Origin of the sequence: Actinosynnema sp. ALI-1.44 (genome assembly GCF_001984155.1) — a bacterium.
Lineage (GTDB): Bacteria > Actinomycetota > Actinomycetes > Mycobacteriales > Pseudonocardiaceae > Kibdelosporangium.
Window position 1 is genome coordinate 88,982 of record NZ_MTQO01000032.1, and the last position, 21,034, is coordinate 110,015.

The 21,034-nt window shown below is 68.3% G+C and carries 19 protein-coding genes; 7 read left to right on the top strand and 12 right to left on the bottom strand.

Features of this window, described 5'->3' with window-relative positions; all coding sequences use genetic code 11:
- Positions 1-3: 3 nt before the first annotated feature.
- Positions 4-768 (top strand): ABC transporter permease, encoded by a 765-nt coding sequence (locus ALI144C_RS06345; protein WP_330359569.1) that lies wholly within the window; start codon positions 4-6, stop codon positions 766-768.
- Here ALI144C_RS06345 and ALI144C_RS06350 read toward each other — a convergent pair.
- Together ALI144C_RS06350 and ALI144C_RS06355 are read right to left on the bottom strand one after the other, a co-directional pair.
- Positions 746-3,820, bottom strand: a complete 3,075-nt coding sequence (locus ALI144C_RS06350) for an ATP-binding protein (protein ID WP_076986063.1) — start codon at positions 3,818-3,820, stop codon at positions 746-748. The genes ALI144C_RS06345 and ALI144C_RS06350 overlap by 23 nt on opposite strands.
- A gap of 43 nt (positions 3,821-3,863) precedes the next feature.
- Positions 3,864-4,691, bottom strand: coding sequence for a siderophore-interacting protein (locus ALI144C_RS06355; protein WP_076986064.1), 828 nt, complete (start codon positions 4,689-4,691; stop codon positions 3,864-3,866).
- 129 nt (positions 4,692-4,820) lie between these two features.
- On the opposite strand from ALI144C_RS06355, the gene ALI144C_RS06360 reads away from it, so the two are divergent.
- Complete coding sequence (locus tag ALI144C_RS06360) at positions 4,821-5,360, top strand: hypothetical protein (RefSeq protein WP_076986065.1); 540 nt, start codon at positions 4,821-4,823, stop codon at positions 5,358-5,360.
- On the opposite strand, the gene ALI144C_RS06365 is transcribed toward ALI144C_RS06360, so the two are convergent.
- The 5 genes from ALI144C_RS06365 to ALI144C_RS54130 are packed head-to-tail and all read right to left on the bottom strand — an operon-like array spanning position 5,300 to position 8,134.
- On the bottom strand, positions 5,300-5,809 hold the full coding sequence (locus ALI144C_RS06365) for a phosphotransferase (RefSeq protein WP_076986066.1): 510 nt from the start codon (positions 5,807-5,809) through the stop codon (positions 5,300-5,302). The two genes, ALI144C_RS06360 and ALI144C_RS06365, sit on opposite strands and share 61 nt — an antisense overlap.
- On the bottom strand, positions 5,788-5,943 hold the full coding sequence (locus ALI144C_RS55300) for a hypothetical protein (RefSeq protein ID WP_168211183.1): 156 nt from the start codon (positions 5,941-5,943) through the stop codon (positions 5,788-5,790). Before ALI144C_RS55300 ends, ALI144C_RS06365 begins: the two co-directional genes overlap by 22 nt.
- Before the next feature lie 29 nt (positions 5,944-5,972).
- Positions 5,973-6,251 (bottom strand): hypothetical protein, encoded by a 279-nt coding sequence (locus ALI144C_RS54125; RefSeq protein WP_168211184.1) that lies wholly within the window; start codon positions 6,249-6,251, stop codon positions 5,973-5,975.
- A gap of 7 nt (positions 6,252-6,258) precedes the next feature.
- Positions 6,259-6,816 carry an NUDIX domain-containing protein gene (locus ALI144C_RS06370; protein ID WP_083752775.1) on the bottom strand — a complete coding sequence of 186 codons (558 nt, stop codon included), beginning with the start codon at positions 6,814-6,816 and terminating at the stop codon, positions 6,259-6,261.
- A 7-nt stretch (positions 6,817-6,823) separates the two neighbouring features.
- Positions 6,824-8,134 (bottom strand): hypothetical protein, encoded by a 1,311-nt coding sequence (locus ALI144C_RS54130; RefSeq protein ID WP_143230453.1) that lies wholly within the window; start codon positions 8,132-8,134, stop codon positions 6,824-6,826.
- An 869-nt stretch (positions 8,135-9,003) separates the two neighbouring features.
- On the opposite strand from ALI144C_RS54130, the gene ALI144C_RS06375 reads away from it, so the two are divergent.
- Complete coding sequence (locus tag ALI144C_RS06375; protein ID WP_168211185.1) at positions 9,004-9,801, top strand: helix-turn-helix domain-containing protein; 798 nt, start codon at positions 9,004-9,006, stop codon at positions 9,799-9,801.
- Positions 9,802-9,867: 66 nt separating this feature from the next.
- On the opposite strand, the gene ALI144C_RS06380 is transcribed toward ALI144C_RS06375, so the two are convergent.
- A complete protein-coding gene (locus tag ALI144C_RS06380; RefSeq protein ID WP_076986067.1) occupies positions 9,868-11,418 on the bottom strand; it encodes an MFS transporter in 1,551 nt (516 codons plus the stop codon).
- Positions 11,419-11,510: 92 nt separating this feature from the next.
- On the opposite strand from ALI144C_RS06380, the gene ALI144C_RS06385 reads away from it, so the two are divergent.
- Positions 11,511-14,657 carry a BTAD domain-containing putative transcriptional regulator gene (locus ALI144C_RS06385; RefSeq protein WP_076986068.1) on the top strand — a complete coding sequence of 1,049 codons (3,147 nt, stop codon included), beginning with the start codon at positions 11,511-11,513 and terminating at the stop codon, positions 14,655-14,657.
- Positions 14,658-14,713: 56 nt separating this feature from the next.
- On the opposite strand, the gene ALI144C_RS06390 is transcribed toward ALI144C_RS06385, so the two are convergent.
- Positions 14,714-15,364 carry a response regulator gene (locus ALI144C_RS06390; protein WP_083752789.1) on the bottom strand — a complete coding sequence of 217 codons (651 nt, stop codon included), beginning with the start codon at positions 15,362-15,364 and terminating at the stop codon, positions 14,714-14,716.
- On the bottom strand, positions 15,361-16,461 hold the full coding sequence (locus ALI144C_RS06395; protein WP_076986070.1) for a sensor histidine kinase: 1,101 nt from the start codon (positions 16,459-16,461) through the stop codon (positions 15,361-15,363). Before ALI144C_RS06395 ends, ALI144C_RS06390 begins: the two co-directional genes overlap by 4 nt.
- Before the next feature lie 112 nt (positions 16,462-16,573).
- Between ALI144C_RS06395 and ALI144C_RS06400 the strand changes: the two genes are divergently transcribed.
- A complete protein-coding gene (locus tag ALI144C_RS06400) occupies positions 16,574-17,971 on the top strand; it encodes an alpha/beta fold hydrolase (protein ID WP_076986071.1) in 1,398 nt (465 codons plus the stop codon).
- Here the strand turns inward: ALI144C_RS06400 and ALI144C_RS06405 are convergent.
- On the bottom strand, positions 17,958-18,638 hold the full coding sequence (locus ALI144C_RS06405; RefSeq protein ID WP_076986072.1) for an alpha/beta fold hydrolase: 681 nt from the start codon (positions 18,636-18,638) through the stop codon (positions 17,958-17,960). The genes ALI144C_RS06400 and ALI144C_RS06405 overlap by 14 nt on opposite strands.
- A 27-nt stretch (positions 18,639-18,665) precedes the next feature.
- Positions 18,666-19,463, bottom strand: a complete 798-nt coding sequence (locus ALI144C_RS06410) for an MBL fold metallo-hydrolase (RefSeq protein ID WP_076986073.1) — start codon at positions 19,461-19,463, stop codon at positions 18,666-18,668.
- Positions 19,464-19,558: 95 nt separating this feature from the next.
- On the opposite strand from ALI144C_RS06410, the gene ALI144C_RS06415 reads away from it, so the two are divergent.
- Positions 19,559-20,167 carry a TetR/AcrR family transcriptional regulator gene (locus ALI144C_RS06415; protein WP_076986074.1) on the top strand — a complete coding sequence of 203 codons (609 nt, stop codon included), beginning with the start codon at positions 19,559-19,561 and terminating at the stop codon, positions 20,165-20,167.
- 9 nt (positions 20,168-20,176) lie between these two features.
- Complete coding sequence (locus ALI144C_RS06420; RefSeq protein WP_076986075.1) at positions 20,177-21,022, top strand: helix-turn-helix domain-containing protein; 846 nt, start codon at positions 20,177-20,179, stop codon at positions 21,020-21,022.
- The last annotated feature ends 12 nt before the right edge of the window (positions 21,023-21,034 follow it).

Sequence of the window (21,034 nt, forward strand, 5' to 3'; positions counted from 1 at the left end):
GGGGTGACTTTCGCACATGCCCTGAACGACTCGGGGATCATGCTCGGCCGCAACCTGCGGCACACGTTGCGCAACCCGTCGACCCTGTTCGGGTCGTTGCTCGTGCCGATCATCCTGATCCTGGTGTTCGTGTACATCCTCGGCGGCGCGTTCAGCGCGGGCGGCCAGTACGTCGACTACATCGGACCCGGCGGCCTCGTGCTGACGATGGGGTACAGCGTCGCGTCCACTGCTGTCGGCGTGGCCAACGACATGTCCGAAGGCATCATCGCGCGGTTCCGCACGATGGCCATCAGCCGTGCCGCCGTGCTGACCGGGCACGTGGTGGGCAGCGTGATCAGAACGGTGGTGTGTGTCGCGCTGGTCATCGGTGTGCTGCTGCTCATGGGTTTCAGTCCTGAAGCCGGGTTCGCCGAGTGGCTCGGGGTGGCCGGGCTGGTGGTGCTGATGGCGTTCGGCACCGCGTGGCTGACCGTCGCGTTCGGACTGGCCGCCAAGACCGTCGAAGGCGCGAGCTTCGCCACGTTCCCCTTGGTGTTCCTGCCGTTCATCAGCAGCGCGTTCGCGCCGACCGGCTCGATGCCCGCCGGGGTGCGCTGGTTCACCGACAACCAGCCGTTCACGCCGATCATCGAGACGCTGCGGGGCCTGCTGATCGGCACACCGGTCGGGAACAACGGGATACTGGCGGTCATCTGGTGCCTGGTGATGGCGCTGGGCGGCTATCTCTGGGCGCGGGCGCTGTTCAGGCGCGATCCTGCCGCTTAGTCCTGTTCCGCAGCGCCGCCAAGGCCGCGGCGAGCAGCCCGTCGGCATCCAGAGCGGCGTACTCCGACCGTGCGTCGGCGTACGCCGCTCGATCCGCTTGTTCGGCCATGTCCCGGGCCAGCGCGGGGGACATCGTCGGCTGGTATCCCCGGGCGAACCGGAACCGCTCGGCCAACGCGACCAGCCCGGCTGCCGGGTGTCCGTCGGCGATGTCCGCCGCCGCGATGGCCAGCAACACCGTCCCGTACACCGGGAAGTGCACTGTGGACGGACGAGTGGTCATGGCGTCCACGAGCACGGACGGCAACGGCTCGGCGAGATCACGCACCAGGTCGAGACGGCCGTGCCGGGCGTGGGCGACGACGGTGACGGACTGCGCCTCCAGCGTCCACCACTCCCGCGCGGTCTGGTCGATGCCGATCACCAGATCCTCCTGGGGCCGCAGTTGCTCGGTCACCCGGCGCCACGCGCGCAGACCCGCCTCGATCTGGCCACGACCGAGCATGACCTCCGCCCGCAGGCCGAGGGCGATCGCGTCGTCGCCGGGCTGGACCGCTTCGTCCACCCAGCGTTCGGCCTGGTCCAGATCACCGGCCTGCAGGTTCGCCATGGCCAGGGCCCACCGCACCCGCAGCATGTTCGACGCGGCGCCGAGTTCGGAGATGATCGGCATCGTGGCGGCCAGGTGCCTGCGCGCCAGATCGCCCCGGTCGGTCTCCAGGTACAACTCGCCGATCCGCGAGTGCGCGAAGGCCTTCAGCAGCGGGCTGCTCAGCGTCGCCGCCACCGTCAGCATCCGTTCGGCAGCGGCCAGCGCACCGGGCAGGTCGCTGTTGTTGTGGCGTTGGAAGGACTCGGCCGCGCTGGCGATGTACGCCACGATCGGCACATGACTGTCCCGTGCGGACAAGGGTGTCGACGCCAGCAGTATGTGGTGCGCGGCACGCATGATGGTGTCGGGTGGGCCGAGCGGCAGGCGGCGCAGCACGGCGAGAGACCGTGTCGCACGGGGACCGTGTGCGAAGTAAGTGTTCATCGTGGACAGAACAGCGGTCGTCCGGAGCGCCTCGACGTGCCCGGAATCCGGCCGCAGGTGCGACAACAGCCGACCGGTCTGCTCGGTCAGTCCCGTCAACCGCGCGAAGTTCGACTCCATCAGCCACAGGCAGGCGAGAGCCGCCGCGATGGCCGCGACACTCATCCCGTCGTCGCGGTCGAGCCCGTGCCGCAGGGCGAGTACCAGATTGTCCACTTCGGCCCGAATCAGCCGGGCGGCCGGAATCGGGTCGTCGCCGAACACGGAGCCGTAGTGCGCCACACCGAAATCGCCTGCCCACGCCAGCAGCCGCGAGATCACCTCCTCGGCCTGGGCGGCGTCCCGCTGCGCGGCGCTGAACTCGCGGACCGTCTCCAGCATGTGCGACCGGGCCCCGGACGGGGTGTCGGTGACCTTGAGCAGGGACTGGTCGGTGAGCTGCGTGAGGATGTCCCACGCGTCGTCGGTGCCGAGCACGTGGGCGGCGGCCTCGGCGGTGAAACCACCCGGGAAGATCGACAACGTCCGCATCGCCGCCTGGCCCTGTGCGTCGAGCAGGTTCCAGCTCCAGTCGATCACGGCGTGCAGCGCGCGGTGCCGTTCCGGCGCGTCCCGTGCCCCACCACGCAACAGGGCGAACCGATCGGTCAACCGAGCGGCGATGTCCCGCACCGACATGACCCGCACCCGTGCCGCCGCCAGTTCGATGGCCAGCGGCAGACCCTCCAACGCCCGGCAGATGTCCCGCACCACGTCGACAGGCAGCTCCACGGCGGGCCGGGACGCCTTGGCACGGTGGGTGAACAGCTCCACACTGGCCGGAACGCTCAACTCGGGCAACAGGTACACCGACTCCGACGACAGGCCCAGCGGTGCCCGGCTGGTCGTGAGCACCCGCAGGTCCCTCGTCATCGAGATCAGGGTCTGGACGAGGTCCGCCACACCGCGTACCACCTGCTCGCAGTTGTCCAGCACCAACAGCACCGGACCACGGTCCAGCGCACCGACGATCCCGGCGACGGGGGAGAGTTGGACGTCACCGACACCCAACGCCGACGCCACGGCCCCGACGACGCCGTCGTCGGACGTGATGCCCGCCAACGGCACGAGGTGCACAGTGTGCTGTTCCGCTTGACGGCTGACGGTGTACGCGAGCCGCGTCTTACCGAGGCCACCGGTGCCCACGATGGACGTGACCCGCGACGAACGCGTCATCTTCGTCACCGCGGCGATGTCGTCGTCGCGCCCGAGCAAGGTGTTCGGCTCATGCGGGACACCAGACCGGACAACTGGCGCGGACCCGTCGAGCAACCGCTGGTACATCTCCTGCAGCGCATGGCCAGGATCCGTGCCCAGTTCGTCCCGCAACGCCCGCCGGTAGGCGTCGTACCGCGTGAGCGCGACCGATGAGCCTCCCGTCGACGCCTCGCAGCGCAGCAACTCCAGGAGCACCTCTTCGTCCTGAGGCCGGTCGCGGAACACCTCGGCAAGCGGGTCGACGGCATCCGCGTACGCGCCCAGCCGTGACAGGGCCAGCGCACGCGTCCGCACCAACGACCGGTAGACGACTGTGCGCTCCACACGCAGCGCCGACAGCGGATCGGACGGTTCGGGCTCGTCCGGCTCCGCGTCCGCCCAGTGCGCGAGACCAGCCTCGGCCTGGTCGAGCGCGGCCGCGTGATCCCCGTCGCGCAGCAGTTGCGCGCTCGTCGACCCGGCCAGCAGGACAGCGGCCGCGTCCACCTGGCTTTCGGCGAGCGACAGGCGATAGCCGTTGGCCGTGCTGGTGATCAGGCCCGGCCCCAGCTGGGAACGCGCCCGGGAGACCAGGATCTGCAACGCTTTCGACGGGTTCGCGGGCCGCTCGTCCCACCAGAGCTCCCGCACGAGGTGCGCCGCGCTGCAACCGGTGCGCAGGTCCGTGGCCAGCAGGGCGAGCAGATTGCGCATCCGCGGCCCGGTGATCTCCTGGCCGCGGTAGGACACCCGCGACAGCAGGACGAGGTCGACCGACACCCCGGTAGCCTGGTCCGCGGCAGGTGAGCGGCGCAAGTCGGAGTCAGGAACCCTGTTCGGCCTCGATCTGCTTGTTCCACTCGGTCTTGCTGGACTGCCAGCCGTCCTCGTTCATGCCGAGCCGCCAGTAACCCGAGATCGACAGCTGCGACATCGGGACTTCCTGCTCGACCCGCAGGTAGCGCCGCAGTTCCTTCACGAAGGTCGCCTCGCCGTGCACGAACGCCTGCACCGTGCCTGCCGGGAATTCCATGCCGCGCACCGCGTCGACGAGTTTCCGGCCCACGCCCTCGCCACCCCGGGGCAACCAGGTGATCTCCGCCTCGGCGGGCGTGTCGAGCTTCTGAACCTCATCCTCGTCGGCGACCTCGATGAACGCCTTGACCACCGCGCCGGAGGGCATGCCCTCCAGCGCCGCCCCGATGGCGGGCAGCGCGCTCTCGTCACCCGCCAGCAGATGCCAGTCCGCCTGCGCGTCCGGCGCGTAGCCGCCACCGGGACCGTTGAAGCGGACGACGTCACCGGGCTTGGCCTGGGCCGCCCACGGGCCCGCCACGCCGCTGTCCCCGTGGACCACGAAGTCGACCCACATCTCCGGAACCTCCGGCAGCCAGCGCCGGATGGTGTACGTCCGCACCATCGGCCAGGCCTCCCGCGGCATCGTCTCCCGGATGACACCGACGTCGAACGGCTCGGGATAACTCACCCCCGGCTGGGGGAAGAGGATCTTGATGTAGTGGTCGGTGAACTGGTCGGCCGGGAGCCCCGCCAGGCCCTCGCCGCCGAGCACGACCCGCGTCATGTGCGGGGTGAGCTGTTCCACCCGGGTGACCACACCCTCGTTCGTCTTGCGTGCACGCCGTTCTGCCATATCCACAACGTACGCGCTCACATGCTGTGACGTGATCAAGCGGGGTACACGCGTTATGTCCGATTCGGGCTGGTAGGGCCATGCTGAGGTTGCGCTGGTCCGGCCGAACCAGCAAGGCATCATGCAGTCATGCGCGATTGGCCGACACCCGAGTCCGACGAGGTCCCCTCGCCGAAGCTGGTCGCCGCCTGGGTGGCGCTGGACATCATTCCTGCCGAACGACTCCCGCTCTGGGCCGCGCACTGGATCGTCCAGGGCCATGACGGGGACAGCCTCAGGACTTTGGCCGGTCTCAGTGGCACAGACTCACACGAGGTACACGACATACTGCCCGCTGCGCTGGCCGACTGCGCTGAACCGATCCCGGATCCGGAGGTGGCCGCGGCGACGGTGGCGTTCACCGAACTGGCCCGCATGCACGCCGACAACCGCGCCACTGAGCGCTGGGTTCTCGACAAGGTCTATGAGATCGTCACCCGGTCCAGCTACGCCGACGGTGTCGTCGACCTTCCACTCGGCCGGATATTCGATCTTGCAGACGAGTGGGGAACAGGCCGGGGCCGGACGGATCACCAACTCGAATTCGAGATCCGGAACGCGTGCGGAGCTCAACTCGCCGCCGTCGAGGCCGCAGGGAGACACGCTGTGCGTCCACCGTCTAGCGGATGAATTCGCCCGATCGAGCAGCGTTCGAAGTCGAGGAGCACGACGTCTCCGTTGACCGTGCGGATGACGTTGCCACTCCACGCGTCGCCGTGTACCACCGAACGCGGGAGTCCAGGTGGCAGTTCCGCGTATGCGGTCTCGAGCTCCGTGACCTTCTGCCGCATCCAAGCACGATCCTCCTCAGCGACGGTCGTGGACGCGTCGATTCGTTCGCGCAAGCGCACGAATGGCGCGAGGTCAGGCAGTGCGAAGTCCGGTGGTAGGAGCGTGTGCAGCTCTCGTATCGCGATGGCGACGTCGGTCGTCGCACCGTGCCGATGCTCGGGCAGTTCATGCCAGAACGAAACGGGTCGTCCGCCGACGATCACCGGCTGGTCGATGTCACGCACGATCCGGACGGCCGAGACGTGGCGGTCCTCCAGCCAGCGTGCTACACCGATTTCCTTGCGCACGGCCGCTTCTTGTCCAGTTCGCGCGATACGGGCGACCCTTTGCCAGGCAGGCGGTAGATCGCGTTCTCGCCAAGGCGGATCTCCTCGGCGCTGCGGGCATCCAGGCCGATGGTGGTGGCGGCGGCATCCAGCACGGCACGGGTGTCACCGTCATTCCGACATGTCAACGCGTTCCCAGTCGAACCGTGGCGATGTCCGTCCACTCGTATGCCTTGTTGTCCCGGTTCAGGTCGATCAGTGATACGGCCGGTGCGATATCGAGCACAGGCGCCAAGGCGTCGGAGGCCCCCTCCAACTGGCCGAGTGCAAGACGGGCACGCACCTGCTGCAGCCGCGCCATTCGCTCAGAGCCGAGATTCCGTTGCTCGTCGGGCGCGGCTTCGAAACGGGCAACGGCGCGGTCGGCATGGTCAGAGGTCACTGCCAGGCATCCGGCCGCCAATCAGTTGTCATACCTGTCTGCCGAATTCCGCGTAGACCGGCATGTCGTTCGAGAGTGCGTCGTGTGCGAGCTTTACTCGTCTGGCCATCGATGGCCGCAGGTGAGGTGCGCACTCTTCCGGTGACAGGAACTCGACGTTGCCAATTTCGCCGTGCCCGAGGCGGATGGTGTCGACTTGTTCGTCGGTCAGGACTCCGCCGTCGAAGATCAGTTGGACGCTGTCACGCCAGACTCCCTGTGTAGGCATCCAGTCGATAAGCAGCAGCTTGGTGACCTCGATTCGTATGCCGAGTTCCTCGTCGACCTCGCGCCGGCACGCGGCCAGTGGTGATTCGTCGTCCTCGGTCAGGCCGCCGGGGATCTCGAGGAAGGGCTTGTAGGTGGGTACGACGAACAGGATCCGGCCTCGCGTGTCACGGATCAACGCACCACTCGCCACGTTCTTGCGAGGTAGTTTGCCTGCGATGCCCGGGTTGAACTCCTCCTCCGGTGAACCCTCGACTTGGAGATCCCGTTCGAACAGCGTACGGTCACCGCTGATCTTGCTGTGGTCGGCGAATTGCACACGTACCTCAGTTTTTGAGAGCCATTGCGGCTAGTTCGGTGAAATCTCGTACACACGAATGCGACTTGTGCACTTCGAGTGCGTTCTCGAGCTCTCGGATTACTTTGATGGAGCGTTGCGACTTGGCATTCCTGGCCGCGTGGGCTGCCTGTACGGCGTAGGATGCGGCCTCTTCCAAGTTTCCTTCCAGTAGGTTCAATCTAGTTAGCTGGCCAGCTGAAAAAACTGTCCTCCGTGTCTGGTTATCCAGTTCTTGCCAAGCGGACTCCAGGTATGGACGCGCCGTGCGTGCGTCTCCGAGGTTCAGCCAGCAACCACCCATGAAGCTGGCGAAAATGCCGGAGCTCCAATGGGTCGCCCAGTAAGGCGGTTCGCTCTCGGTTCGGTTGAAAGAATTCTCCGCTTCGCGCAACGACCGCATGCAACTGGACTTGTCGCCCATGATGGAGTGCGCTGTCGCTTCGAGAAAGGCTGCTTCTGTCGGTACGGCCGGGACCAGCGATCCTTTGTATCCTTCTCTTGCTGCCCGCGCCATGCGTAGCGCCTGTGGAGTGTTGTTGACGTACATGGCTTGGTTACTCAGGCTTGCGAGAACGTATGCGCCATAGGCGGAATTCCCTGCTTCCTTCGCAAAGCGCAGCGCCTGAATGAAATACCCTTGCGCAAGGCTATGTCTTTCTGTGTCGAATGCCATGTAGCCAATCAGCTCGCAGAGGACCGAGGCTGCCTGAAAAAATTCTCTGCGAAGGTCTGGCCTGCATGAACGGTGCGCCCTTGGTATGACTCGATCTTGTAGATATTCAACCGCAAGGTTTCGGCTGAAGCCACCGCCCACACGGCGATCGAGCTGATCGAACGCTGCGGTTGTTGTGATAATCTCCTGAACTTCGTCGTCGCGCAGCGCGGCACCACTCGGCTCCGGCTCGTACGCGTCGGCATCTGTTCGTCCTACAAGCCATTCGAGTGCTGCTGCGTTGGACGCATCTTCGGAGGGTTTGTCGCGTATGGAGGTTGATTCTCTGGACGAGTCGAGCTCGATGAAAAGTTCGAGAGTGGACACTGCCTCTTTGAGGCACGGTGCGTAACGAAGACCGAAGTTGCGAATAAGGGAAGTGGCGTACTCGGTCGCGTTGCCTTTCGAGGCGCTTTCAGGCGATGCGGATTGGTTGATCGATACACGTTTCGACACGGTCATCGGAGAGTTATCGCGCTGTGGGGCGCGCGGTTTGAGCAAGTCGGCGGTCGTCCATCCGGGAAACATCGCTTCCAGTACCGCGCAGTGTTCTTCGCGAGGTAGTACCTTCACCTGGCCGGTCAACCACCGCTTGTACGTCGCTTCGCTGGGATACGTGCCCGCCGCACTCCTGTCCAGCGTTCGAGCCGCCTCTTGGTATGCGTGCCTGAACCGACGATAGCTCCTGAGGTGTTTGTCTTTCAGCAAGGCTTTCAACGCGGTCTGAGGCGCGGATGGGCCACCTCGGGCCGTCCCGTCGCGCGTCGACATCTCGCTCCGTCCGTGGTCTTCACGTGTCGCAGGTGCGGTACCCAGAGTAACGGCTGACCGGGCGCCGCCGTCTTGGTCCTCAACACCAGCACGTCTCCCCGTGACTCGCCAGCGGACTGAGCGTCCGCGTACGACCGTCAAATGAGCCGAGATGACCCCACCACGCGCTGTTGGTGATCCATGGTCGCGGCGATGACCACATCGTCCGTGCAGTCTTCTCAGGGAGGTATCCACTTGGCGGCGGCGATGCAGTATGTGCGTTCACCGTTGGTTCGTCTTCGGCTGCTGCGGTTGACGGGCGTGGACGGCACAGAGCACTTGGTGTCTGACGACGAGCATTGCGCAGGTGTCGCCCGGAGGACTGGCCATTTCTTCGTGTTGTGTGGCTCGCTGGTGTTGGCTGCGGCGATGGTCGAGCCGCCTCATTCGACATGTGGAGAGTGTCTGGGGGTGCGCCGAGTCATGTGCGCAGTGAACCGGCCAGGCACGTCACGCGGGTCTGGGCGGCATCGGCGGCGTGGGTGCGTCCGTCGCTGGGCTGCCCAACTGTTCAAGAACACCCTATGAACGACCGCTCAGTTGTCGACAACTCGATGGATAGCGCGGCAACGCGAGTACAGCCCATCCGTGGACCACCCGAAGTTGTCAGCAGGAGAACTGGTTTATCACTGTCCACAAGAGAAATGAAGCACGACATCATGCCGTCATCCAGCTCTGCTCGTCCGATACTGAACTACCACGCCCGCAAGCTGCAACGGATGCTCAAGAAGCTGCGCGAGCAGAACAGGCTGACCCAGGCGGAAGCGGGTGAGCGGGCGCACATTGAAACCAAGAAGCTCGGCAGGCTCGAACGCCGTCAGTTGCCCACCTACCACGAACTCGTCATCCTGCTGGACGCCTACGGGGTGCCCAGTTGCGATTACGGGCCCTATGTCGAACAGTGGGAGCTGGCTTCGAAGCGGCCGTGGTGGTGGGAGTTCGATGGTGAGGACGTTCGGTGCGCCCGGATGGAGGACGAGGCCAGTCGCAAGATCGAGTTCCAGCTCGGCCGGATTCCCACGCTCCTGCAGACGGAGGCATACGCGGGCATGACCACCGCGAACCGGAACACAGTCGCGTTCCGCAGGCGGCAGCAGGAACGTCTCACCGCCGAGCCACGGTTGGAATTCCACGCGTTGATCCACGAATCCGTGTTGCGGCAAGGGGTTGATCGCGAGCAGTTGGCCAGGCTGGCCGAGGTGGCAGAGCTGCCGAACGTCACCATCCAGGTCGTGGCGCACACCGGCCTTGCCGGTTCGGTGTCCTTGCTGTCGTTCGACGACCCCGACGAGCCGGACTGCGCGTTCGCCGAGTCGGTGTTCGGCTTGGTGGAAAGCCAGGACCCCGAGCAGACCGGCAAGGTCAGGCGCGCGCTCTGCGATGTCACTCGGCGAGCCGCGAGCCCGGCGGAGTCCCTCGCCCTGATCCGTGCCCTGTGGTGATGAGATGCCTCGCCGGGGACTGGGGTGCCCGGCGAGGCATCCGTTGGCGTCGGACTGGTCGGCCAATCAGCGGATCATGGCCTGCGAGTCCTCCGCCGTCCCGTTCTCCGCACCCACCGGGGGAAGGTGCCGGAGAAGACTTGCCGACAGCACCGCGAGTGCTACCAGGAGCATGGCGCCGACCAGGCCCACGACGTTCAGGCCGGTGGTGAACGCCTCCCGTGCCGGTTCGAGCAGGGCTGTCGCCTGGTCGAGTGGGAGGTCCTTGGCCGCCGCGACCGCGCCGTTGAGGCCTTCCCTTGCCGCCTGCGTCGGGTGCTCGGTCATCTCCGCGCGGTAGATGGCCGTCGCCACTGTTCCCATCACCGCCACGCCGAGGCCCACGCCCAGTTCGCCGCTGGTTTCCGACAACGCCGCCGCCGCGCCTGCCTTCTCGGCTGGTGCTGTGCCGATCACCATGTCGGTTGTCAGTACGCCCATCGGGCTCAGGCCGGTGATGGTCACCACGCCTGCCACCATCAGGAGTCCTGCTCCGGACACCGCGTCGACCTGGGTGATCAGCAGGAAGCCGACCACTGAGATCACCGCTCCGCCCGCGATGACGAAGGCGGGCCGGATCCTGCGGGCCAGCAGGGGCGCGGTGAGGGAGCCGACCACCGCCGCCAGTGCGAGGGGAATCATCCACAGCCCTGCTGTCATCGGTGACAGACCCAGCACCGACTGCAGGAACTGCGGGAAGAGGAAGTTCACGCCGTTGATGGCCGTGATTCCCAGCAACAGCAACGCCAACGCCGCCGAGAAGGCACGGGTCTTGAACAGCCGCAGGTCGATCATCGGGTTGGCGAGCCGCATCTGCCTACGGGTGAACGCCACGCCGACCACGGCACCGATTACCACTGCCGCGTACGGCAACCATCCACTGTGGCCCGCTGCGATCTCCTTCAGGCCGTAGATGATCGACAGGATCGTCACCAACGACAACAGGACGCTCAACAGGTCCAGCTTCCCCGCGTCCGGGTCGCGGGACTCCGGCAGCAGCATCGGGGCCACGATCACCAGCAGCGCCATCACCGGCACGGCGATCAGGAACACCGACCCCCACCAGAAGCTCTCCAGCAACGCCCCGCCGACGATCGGGCCGATCGAGATCCCCGCCGAGAACGTCGTCATCCAGATGCCGATCGCGAACCCGCGTTGCCTCGGGTCCTGGAACATGGTGCTGATCAGGGCAAGCGTGGACGGCATCAGTGTCGCCCCCGCCACACCGAGGGCCGCGCGGGCGATGATCAGCATCACCGGTGACGTCGAGTAGGCCGCCAGCGCCGACGCCAGTGCGAACGCGATCGCGCCGATGACCAGCAGTTTCCGCCGCCCGATCCGGTCACCGACCGTGCCCATGGTGACCAGGAAACCCGCGATCAGGAAACCGTAGACGTCCAGGATCCACAGCAGTTCGGTACTGGTCGGCCGCAGGTCTGTGCCCAGGTGCGGCGCGGCGAGGAACAGCACGCTGACGTCGAGGGCCAGCACCAGCAGGGGCAGCGTGAGCACAGCGAGGCCGAGCCACTCCCGCGGCCCCGCCCGCAGGCCGGGCTGCGCGGCCTCGTTGGTGGACATGGGCTCAACGGTGCCGGGGGTGGGTTCCGGTTCGGTTGTGGTCTTGTTGCGGTGCCGGTTTCGGCTTGTTCGGGTGGGTTACCTTGATCTCCATGCGTTTCGGGGTGCTCGGTCCGTTGGAGGTATGGACCGCTGACGGCAGGCCGGTGCGGGTGCCCGAGTTGAAAGTGCGCGCCCTGCTGGCCGCGCTGCTGGTCGGCGACGGCCGCCCAGTCCCCGCGGATCGCCTGGTGGAGGACCTCTGGGGCGCGGATCCGCCGGGCAAACCGGGCGGTGTGCTGCGCAGCAAGGTGTCCCAGCTGCGCCGCGCCCTCGCCGAGGCCGAACCGGACGCGCGCACGCTCGTCGTCCACCGCGCACCCGGCTACCTGTTGAGTGCCGAGACCGACGCCCGGCAGTTCGCCGATCTGGTCACGCGCGCGAGGGCAGTGCCGGATCCACGCGGCCGGGCCGCGGTGCTGGCCGAGGCGTTGGCTTTATGGCGTGGGGCCGCGTTCGCCGACTTCGCCGACGAGCAGTTCGCTCGGCCTGCCATCGCCCGGCTCACCGAACTGCGGCTCGTCGCCTTGGAGGAGCAGGCACAGGCCAGGCTGGCGTTGGGGGAGCACAGCCTGTTGGCCGGGGAACTGGCGGACCTGATCGAGGAGCACCCGCTGCGCGAACGGCTGCGCGCGGCGCACATGCGTGCGTTGTTCGGGGCCGGTCGTGCAGGGGAGGCGTTGGCGAGCTTCGCCGACGTACGCACCCGCCTGGCCGACGAGCTGGGCATGGACCCCAGCCACGAGTTGACCGCCCTGCACCAGGCGATTCTCCGGCAGGACCCGCACCTGACCGCGCCGTCCGCGCCGGTCACGTCCGCCGCCCGGCCGAGTGGGAACCTGCCCGCGCCCCTGTCGGCGCTGATCGGCCGGGACGCCGCGGTGGCCGAGGTCAGCAGCCTGGTCGAGACGGCACGGATGGTCACGCTCACCGGGCCAGGCGGGGTCGGCAAGACCCGGCTGGCCCTCCGGACCGCGGCGGAGTTGACGAAGTCGTTCCCGGATGGCGTGTGGCTGGCCGAACTGGACGCGGTCGCCGGTCCGGCCGAGGTGATCGCCACCGCGCTGGGCGTCCGGGACGGCGCCGGGACCGAACCGCTGGTCGAACGCCTGGCGGGCGCGTTGCGGCAGAAACGGACCCTGCTGGTGCTCGACAACTGCGAACAGGTCGTCGACCAGGTCGCCGATCTGGCCGTGACCCTGCTGAAGGCCGGGCCTGAGTCGCGGATCCTGGCGACGAGCAGGCAGCCGCTCGGCATCAACGGGGAACAGCTGTGGGTGGTGCCGCCGCTCGACCAGGACCGTGCGGTCGAGTTGTTCGTGACCAGGGCGGCGGCGGCCGCGCCCGGGTTCGTGCTCGATGAGGACAACGCGGAGGCCGTCGCCGCGGTCTGCGCCCGGCTCGACGGCATCCCGCTGGCGTTGGAGCTGGCCGCGACCAGAGTCCGTTCGCTGGGGGTACGGCAGCTCGCCGACCGGCTCGGCGACCGGTTCCGCGTGCTGGCGGCCGGGCGGCGGGGTGTGCCGCGGCGCCAGCAAACGCTGCGCGCGATGATCGACTGGAGCTGGGAGCTGCTGACGGAGGACGAGCGGATGTTGTTGCGCCGCTTGGCCATCTTTGCCGGTGGCAGCACGCTGGCGGCTGTCGAGGCGGTGTGCGCGGGTGACGACGTCCTGGATCTGCTGGCCAGGCTCGTCGACCGGTCGCTCGTGGTGCCCGACGGCCGGGACAGCGCGGACGGGCCCCGCTACCGGCTGCTGGAGTCGGTCGCCGCGTACGCGATGGAGCGGCTGGTGGAGTCCGGCGAGTTCGACCGGGTGCAGCAGGCCCATTTCGAGCACTTCACGGCGTTCGCCGAGCAGGCGCGGCCGCACCTGCTCGGGCACGGGCAGCGCCGGTGGTTGCGCCTGTTGGACGCCGAGACCGGCAACCTGCACGCGGCGCTGGACGGTGCTGTGCGACAGGGAAACGCGGCCGTCGCGCTGAGACTGGCCAACGCCACCGCGTGGTACCGCTACCTGCGTGGCCGGTGGGGCGCGGCCCGGCGGGCGCTGGACCTCGCGCTCGGCATCGACGGCCCCGCACCCGACGCGGACCGGGCGATGGCCGAGGTGTGGCGGGCCGGTGCCGGGATCATGGCGCGGGACGACATCGGTCCGTTCCCGGAAACCGAAATCTGCCAACGGATCGACGACCCGGTCCGGCGGGCGACGGCGGAGTGGTACCTCGGCTTCGCCCGGATCGGGTTCGGCGACCCCGAATCGGGCGATCAGGCCGCGCGCCGGATCCTCGCGGTGTTCCACGGGCACGCCGACCGGTGGGGCACCGCGGCGACCTTGACCACCCGTGCGTGGAACGCGTTGGCTCGCAGCGACATGGCCACAGCGGCCGACGACGCCGGACGGGCCGTGGCGCTGTTCGGCGAACTGGGCGACAGCTGGGGCCGGATGCAGGCGATGGGCGTGCTCGGCGAGGTCGCCCAGATCACCGGCGACTACCCGCGAGCCGCGCGCCTGCACCGTGACGGGCTGCGGATCGCCGAGGATCTGGGGCTGTGGCGGGACGTGTCGTACAAGCTCGCCCAGGTGGGACGGATCGCGTTGCTGTCCGGCGACTATCCGCGCGCCGAGGAGTTCCACGAGCGCGCCCGGCGGCTGGCGGCCGAGCAGTCCGACCGGTTCGGGGAACAGTTCGCCGAGATCGGACTGGCACTCGCGGCCCGCAGGCAGGGCCGGGTGGACGAAGCCGAAGCGCACCTGGACGGCTGGCTGGACTGGTACCACGAAATCGACTGGGGCCCGGGAATCGCGCTCGTGTACGCCGAACGCGGGTTCATCGCGGAGTCACGCGGCGACGCCCAAGCCGCGCTCGACCTGCATCGTGCGGGCTTCGACGCGGCGGGGAAGACCGGCGACCCGAGGGCGGTGGCGCTTGCGGTGGAAGGCATCGCGGGTGCCCTGTCGCTGTCCGGTGATGTCACGGTGGCGGCACGCCTGCTCGGTGCGGCGGGCTCGGCCCGGCAAGCGGCTGGAGCACCGCTTCCGCCGGCCGAACGCGTGGACGTCGACCGGATCACGGCACGGATCCGGTCCGCGCTGGGAGAACGGGAGTTCACCGCCGAGTACGAGCGCGGCACAGCGCTCTCCGCGGCCGAGATCGCGTCTGCTGTAGACGGTGGAAGTCCGAGAATTGCTCGGTGAACGCTGATGTCACTGGGAAGTGCGGACACGGCGCACATGACATTCACTCGTGCGCGTCAGTCCGTCCAGGTGACCAGGCCGTATCTGTGCGCGTGGATCACGGCCTGCACTCTGGTCGAAACGCCGAGCTTGGCCAGGATCCGTTCGACGTGCACCTTCGCGGTGCCCGCGGCGATCCCGAGTTCGCCGGCGATCTCGGCGTTCGACAGGCCTCGCGCGAGACCGCGCAGCACCTCGATCTCACGCGGCGTGAGCGAGTCCAGTTCCGGTGGCGCCGGTCGTGGTGAGGTCTGCGCGAAGCGGGTCACCAGGCGCCGGGTCACCTGCGGGTCGATCAGGCCCTGTCCACGGGCGGCGAGCCGTACCGCGTCGACGAACATCTCCGGTGCGCTGTCCTTCAGCACGAATCCCACGGCGCCGGATCGCAGCGCCCCGAACAGGTATTCGTCCAGGTCGAACGTGGTCACCGCGACCACGGCGAGTTCCGGTCGCGGCCCGGTCAACTGCCTGATGGCGCCGATGCCGTCCATCCCGGGCATGCGGATGTCGGTGAGCACCACGTCCGGGTGCCGCCTGTGGGCGAGCGCGACCAGTTCGGCACCGTCCGCGGCGGCGCCGATCACCTCGATGTCCGGCTCGCCCGACAACAGCAGCCGCATGCCGTCCCTTGCCGCTTCCTGGTCGTCGGCGATGAGGACCCGGATCACGATTCCCCCAGCGGGATCGTCGCCCGCACCCGCCATCCGCGTGGGCCGTGCGGCCCCGCACTCACGGTTCCACCGAGGCGTGCCGCTCGCTCACGCATACCGCGCAACCCGTTCCCCTCCCTTGGTGTTTTCGGTCCACCTGGTCCGTCATCGTCCACTGTGATCACAAGAGCGTTTCCCGTGGCGCTGATCCGAACCTCGGCCCGGTGTGCGGACGCGTGCCGCGCGACATTGCTCAACGCCTCCTCGACAACCCGGTACGCGACCGCTTGAACCTGCGGGGACGGGCTCGTACCACCGAGATCCAGTGCGATCTCCACGGGCAGCACGCCCTGTGTTCTCGCCGCCAAGGTGTCCAGGTGGGACAGTCCGGGCTGGTCGTCTTCGCGCAGCACGCGCACCAGGGAACGGACCTGGCCAAGCGCCTCGCTCGCCAGGTCGGCGATCGCCTCCAACGCCTGGTCGGCGCCCGCACCGGCCTTGCGGCTGCCCAACGCCCGCAGCCTGATCGCGCTCAACTGGTGGCCTACGAGGTCGTGCACGTCCCGCGCCACCCGGTTCCGCTCGTACGCCTGCGCTCTTTCCGCCTCCGCCTCGGCAAGCAACCGTGTCGCGCGTGCCCGGTCGGCCTGCAGCCGGAGCGCGTACCCCAAGCTGATCGGCAGCGCGGCAAGCCCCGCAGAGGTGAGAACATCGGAAGGCGCCATCGGCTCGCCCGACAACGCGGCAACCGCGAGCATCCACGTCGTGGCACCGACACCGAGCACTATCCGATGACGACGCAGGTGGTACGCGGCGGAGAAGGCCGCCAACATCACGGCCCACGGGGAAACGACCGTTCCGCTCGACAGCGCGCCGAGCGTCACCGCACCGGTGACCACGACCGAGGTCAGCGGGGCCCGACGGCGCCAGACCAACGGGACACAGGTCGCGAGTGTCCACACCACGACGGCCGGACCCAGCGCCGCAGCCCGGCGGTCCATCCCGGCGAGGATGTCCGACGCGGGTAACCCGAGCAGGAAGACGAAGACACCGGTCGCGGTCAGCGCGTCCTGCCACACCGGCGGAATCGCCTGCCACCTGGCGACAATGCTCACTCTTCACCCGTTCGAGTATGCCGTGCGGCAGATGTGCCGCCGCGCTCGTGGTGCCAGCCTGGTGATGAGCAGGTGGATTTCTGTGATCGCAGACTAGGAAGGATCTTCCCGGATGGCAAGCCGGAGGCTGGTCGCACTCTGCGGCGCGGCGATCGCGATAGTGGCGTCGGCGCAGGCACCACCAGCCACCTTGGGCTGGCGCGACTGCGGCAACGGTACCCAGTGCGCGGTCATGACTGTCCCGGTGGACTGGGCGGACCCGCGTGGACCCAGAACCGGCATCGACGTGGTGCGCGTGCCCGCGAAGGACCCGGCTCGCCGGGTCGGCACGGTGATCGCCAATCTCGGCGCGGGCAACAGCACGAGCAGCATCGTCGGACCACGTCCACCGCAGATCCAGAGCTGGCTGGACGGCCTGACCGCACGCCTGGACGTGGTCGTGTTCGACCCGCGCGGACTCGGCCGGAAGCCTCTTGACTGCCCACGACCGGCGGCGTCGGTCGTCGGCCTGGTCCGTCACCAGGACAAGGCGGGCTGGCAGGCACAGGCCAGGGAGAACGCCGCCTACGACGCCGGGTGCAAGCAAGCCGCCGGTCCGGCGTTCGCGGGCCTGAACTCGTGGCAGATCGCGCACGACCTCGACGCGATCCGCGCGGCCGTCGGGGAGAAGAAGCTGCGTTATTTCGGTAATTCCTATGGCACCACCTACGGGCAGGCCTACGCGGAACTGTTCGGTGAACGGCTGCACAGCATGTACCTCGACGGGGTCGCCGACCACACCCAGGTTCGTTTGACCGACTGGCTGACCAACTACGCACTCGTGCAGGAAGGGCAATTGCTGCGGTTCCGCGACTGGTGCGACCGCACACCGTCCTGCGCGCTGCATGGCCAGGACGCCGCGAAAGTCTGGGACGACATCGTCGCGCGCGCCCCGATCCCGGCTGGGGACTTGTTCGCCGGTGCGCTCGTCGGTATGAGCCCGCCGAGTTGGCCCGCCCTGGCACGGGCGATCGCGAAGGCACGCGCGGGAGACGCCAGCGACTTCCGCACCGTGCTGCGGTTTCCGCCCAACGGGCCGACCGGTCACGTGCAGAGCGCGACACTGTGCCACGACTTCATGCCGAAACTCCCGACATACGAGGAGTTCCTGGGTATCGAGCGTCGACTGAAGGCCGTCGCCCCGCGCTACGGCTGGATCGAGGGACGTTTCGAACTCGGGCGCTGCGTCGGCATCTCCGGCGAACCGGCCTACCCGCCACGTCCACTGTCAGCGCCGCACGCGCCGCCCGTCCTCGTGGCCATCGGTCAGCTCGACAACAACACCAACTACCTCGGCGCGGCACGTGTCGCCGCCCAGTTCCCGAAGGCACACGTTGTCTGGCACGGCGACGGTCACGCCGCGACCCTGCTGAACAACACCTGCCTTCGCAAGCACAGCAACGCGTATCTCATCGACGGCACACTGCCCGCTGTGGGTGCTCAGTGCCCGGGTGAGCTCATTCGGCCATAGCGGCCAGGATCCGGGCTAGGTCGGCGGGCCTGGTGATCATCGGCCAGTGCCCGGAGTCGATGTCGACGAACTCGACGTGCTTGGCCTTGGCCAACTCGGGCACCTCACCCCCGTCGATCCACTCCCGCGCCTGCGCGGGCGTGAACTCCGGGCACACGACGGTCACCGGGACGTCGAAGCGCCGCTCGTCCGTCAGCCGGACGATGCCCGTCACGACCTGCTCGGGGACCGGGATGGCGGTGGCGGCGAAGCGGTGGCGGGCTTCGTCGTCGAGGTCGGCGGAATCCGGGCCGTCGAACGCTTCCCAGCCGGGGAAGGGCAGAACACCGTCGGACGGTTCGAGGAAACCGAAGTAGGGCTTGCCGTCCGGGCCGGGAAAGCCGCCGACGAGCGCGACCTTGGCCACTGTGCCCGGTCGCGCGTCGGCGGCCAGCCACACCAGGCTGCACGCCGCGGAATGCCCTACGACCAACGGGTTTCCCTCGGCCGAGTCGACAGCGGCGACCGCCGCGGCCACCTGGTCGCCGAGTGTCGCGTCCGCCGACCCGTCACCTTGACCGGGCAATGTCACCACGACCGGTTGGTGCCCCAGCGCCACCAACTCCCGCGCAACATCGTCCCAAACCGATCCGTCCAGCCACAAACCAGCGACGAGCACGATGTCCATCAAGCGATTCTGCCCCGGTACGCAGGGTCACACCGGTGCGGGTGTCAGTTCGAGGACCTCACCCGGAGCCAGTACCCGGGTGGTCACGCCCAGTCGCCCGGCCTCGGCCACGAACGTCCCGGCGGGATCGTCGACCTGCTCGTAGACGCCCTCAGCCTGGATCGCGTCGTAGTGGATCGGCACGGCCAGCCGGGCGCCGAGGATGTGGGCGGCGACGGCGGCCTGCTGCGGCGTCAGGTCCGCGGGCAGCGGGCTGGCGGGTTTGCGGTGCGGGAACGTGCAGACGGCACCGTTCGTCGGCAGGAAGACGGCGTCGAACGGCCCGCAGCGCATCGCGATGTGCCACCAGAAGCCGTGGAAGACCGTGTCACCGCCGTGGAAGATCCGCACGCCGTCGGCCTCCAGCACCCAGGACACCTGGGTTTCGCCGAACCCGTCGACGGCGGGCACCGCGGTGGCCCGGAACGGTCCGCGGTCCACTGTGTCCCACGGCTCGACCACTCGGCCGACCAGGTTCTGCTTGGCCAGCCCCGCCTCGGCCATCGCGGTGCCCGCCACTTCCAGCGGCCCGCCTGTCATCGGGGCCGGTCGCAGGAACAGTCCGCCTTCGGCCAGTGCGGTGGCGAGGGTGACGGGGTCGGTGTGGTCGTCGTGCAGGTGGGTCACCAAGGCCAGGTCCACCGGGCCTTGCGGGGTGAGCAGGGGAGTCAGCGGGGGACCGACGTACTTCTCAAGCCCGGCCATGTCGGCCACCGCGTCGATGATCGCCTTCCGGCCGTCCGCTTCGATCTCCAGTCCCGCCCACCCCAGGCTGCGAATCCGCATCGTGTGTCCTCTCGCGTTGTCTTCGGCTCGGAGCCGGTTCGGTGGCGAATATAGCGAACGATCGTTCGTAAGGTAAGTGGGGTAGACTGCGAACCGTGAGCCCACGCCGATCCGCCCAGGACACCCTCGCCACCCGTGACAAGATCGTCGACCGGGCCCGGCTGCTCGCCGCCAGCGACGGCCTGGAAGGCATCACCATCGGCCGCCTGGCCGACGACCTCGGCATGAGCAAGGCGGGCGTGATCGGTCACTTCGGCACCAAGGAGACCCTCCAACTGGCGACCTTCGCCGCCGCGGTCGACGTGTTCCAGCACGAGGTGATCGACCGGGTCACGGGCATGCCACCGGGGCTCGACCGGCTGCTGCGGCTCTGCGCGGCCTGGCTGGACTACCTCGACGACGGCAACGTCTCGCCCGGCGGCTGCTTCCTGACCGCCGCGGCCAGCGAGTTCGACGGGCGCCCAGGGCAGGTGCACGACGCCGTGGCCAAGGCTGGTCGCCGTTGGCTGAGGTTCCTGGAAGCCCAGGTCCGTGCCGCCGTGGACGCCGGGGACCTGCCCGGGGACACCGACACCGAGCAGATCGCCTTCGAGCTCAACGGCATCGCCGTCGGCACCAACCAGGTGATCCAGCTGCACCACGACCCCAGGGCGCGTGAGCGCGGCTGGCGCGCGATGCGCCGGGTCTGTGGCGCGCTCGGATAGGTTGGGACCATGGCGTTGCGGGCTGAGCAAGGGCCGGGTTGGCAGATCGCCGTCCCGGCGCACCGTCCCGCGTACGACGGCGTGGAGCTCGTCGGCTACCACGACCGCGCCGGGCAGGGCCTGGACATGCGGGTGCTGCCGGAGCCGGGCGTGACCATCGTGGTGTTGCTCGACGGCGAGATGCGCGTCGACCAAGCGCGCCCGGTGACGGTCGGCATCGCCAGCGGCATCGGTGTCAACTCGGCTCAGGTGTCCGGCCGCGATCTGGCCTGTGTGGACATCCACCTCTCCCCGCCCGCCGCGCACTCGATCCTCGACGGGGCGATCGCCGACCTGGCCGGGACAGTCGTCAGCTTCGAGGACCTGTGGGGCGCCGACGCGCACCGGCTGCGGGCCGCGCTGGCAGCCGCGGACCAGTGGGACGCCCGGTTCGAGGTGCTGAAGGCGGCACTCGCCGAGAAGCTGCACGCGAACCGTTCCGTGGACAGGGAAGTGGCTTTCGTCTGGCGCGAACTCGTGGCAGGCGGCGGACGCCGCCGGATCAGCGACCTCGCCGACGAGGCGGGGTGGAGCCGCAAACGGCTGTGGGCGCGGTTCACCGCCCAGATCGGCGTCACGCCCAAACGCGCGTCGATGATCGTGCGGCTGTCCCCGGCGATCGACGCCATCATGGCCGGGACGGCGCCCGCGGACGTCGCGGCCCGGTTCGGGTACGCCGACCAGTCGCATTTGACCCGTGACCTCAAGGAACTGTCGGGCTACACACCCGCGTCGCTGTACCGCGACTGGCGCGGAGCCGACTTCACCGGCGCCGACGTCGACGGGGGAACAATCGTTCAAGACGCCGACGGCTGAGCCACGCGAGAG